Annotated in this window: 3 protein-coding genes; all 3 read left to right on the plus strand. The window is 48.1% G+C overall.

What is annotated here, in order from left to right:
• On the plus strand, positions 1-373 hold a 373-nt coding region (locus DFO68_RS15720; protein ID WP_208107458.1), incomplete at its 5' end, for a hypothetical protein.
• Positions 374-442: 69 nt separating this feature from the next.
• Positions 443-1018, plus strand: coding sequence for an SLATT domain-containing protein (locus DFO68_RS15365; RefSeq protein ID WP_133484466.1), 576 nt, complete (start codon positions 443-445; stop codon positions 1016-1018).
• 85 nt (positions 1019-1103) lie between these two features.
• Positions 1104-1473: hypothetical protein (locus DFO68_RS15725; protein WP_208107459.1), on the plus strand; the 370-nt coding region annotated here is incomplete at its 3' end.

A 1473-nucleotide genomic window follows, 5' to 3' on the forward strand; every position in this document is an offset into this window, starting at 1 on the left:
GTGCCTGGCTGTCGCAAATGGCGGTGAAACAGGCCGTCAACAGGGGGCAAGGAGGCCGATATCGTCCTGGTCAGTCATCACCAGGACCGAGAAAGGGGATGCCGGTGATCAAAAATTGCTCAATGAGCGGGTCAGGGAAGATGTCGGCCTTGAGCTCACGGATTCAGGACGTTGGCCTACCAATTTATTGAAAATTGGGAGTACAGAGATAAATCATTTCTGTACTATGATTGGATGTGTCGCGACTTTTTTAATTTTATGGCAAATCAGGATAAAACAAAGGAATACTGGAAAGCCCCCGGTAGTGGCCAGTACGTTTATGGCAAAGATTTGTTCCAATGGAAAGCAAGACGTTGTTGCAATATCGCAATAGAGGCATGTAAGCACGAGTCAGCAGCCCCTAAACGTGAATGGTCAGCCAAACAGAGCTGGGGAGAGATTTTTGGAACCAAATTCCCAAGCTAGCAATAAAGGACTGGCATACCTCGAAGAGCAGATTCGGGAGTGCTATGGCCGGGTCGTTTATTCGCATAAAACACATGAGAAATGCGCGGACATTCTTCTGAGTCAGCTTTCAAATATAAAGATTGCACAAATTATATTGTCTGCGCTTAGTACAGCCGGTTTCGTTTCGGTAATTTTTGGAACTGGGGAAGTTGGTGCGATTGCTGGCGGTTTAGTCTCGGTTGCATTACTTGTTCTGAATGGGTACACAAAAGATTACGACCTCGGTCAATTGGCGCAGAAACATCGTCAAGCTGCTGCTGACCTCTGGCTGATTCGCGAGCAGTATCTCTCCCTTCTGACCGACTTGCGTTCCAGTTCAAGCAGTGAAGATGAATTGCGAGAAAAGAGAGATGACTTATTAACCGAGTTGCATGCTCTTTATTCAGGTGCGCCCAGCACTAATTTCAAAGCATATAAAAAAGCACAAGAAGCCCTAAAGAACCTTGAAGATATGACTTTTTCCGACGAGGAAATTGACGCATTTTTGCCAAAGAGTCTGAAAAAGTGCTAACAAGTGGCTGTTGGCGGACGTGCCTACGCTTCGCTCCGGTACGCCGCAAAGCCAAGCGTTAAGCGGTAAAAGGTAAGCACGAGCAATGGCAAATAACTGGAACATTCCGGACTGGCTCGAAAAAGAGGTCAGAGCGCGCGATACGGTGTGTGTCTACTGCGGGAATGAGTTTACCTCTGTAAAAGTATCGAGAAAGTCTGCGGCCAGCTGGGAGCACATCATCAACGATGCCAGTATCATTACTCGGGAAAATATTGCCCTTTGCTGTTGCGGCTGTAATGCGAGTAAAGGCCAGAAGCCTCTATCTGTCTGGCTGCAAACCAAGTATTGCCAAGATCGTGGCATCACGCCGGAAACCGTGCGATGCCTGTCAAGCTTGTTGGAACCTGGAATCAGGCGGCTTCTAATCGCTGATCGCGTTGAACCAGCGGATCTTCCTGGTCCGGGTTCAGCCA

The organism is Halomonas ventosae (genome assembly GCF_004361885.1).
Taxonomy (GTDB): domain Bacteria; phylum Pseudomonadota; class Gammaproteobacteria; order Pseudomonadales; family Halomonadaceae; genus Halomonas; species Halomonas ventosae_C.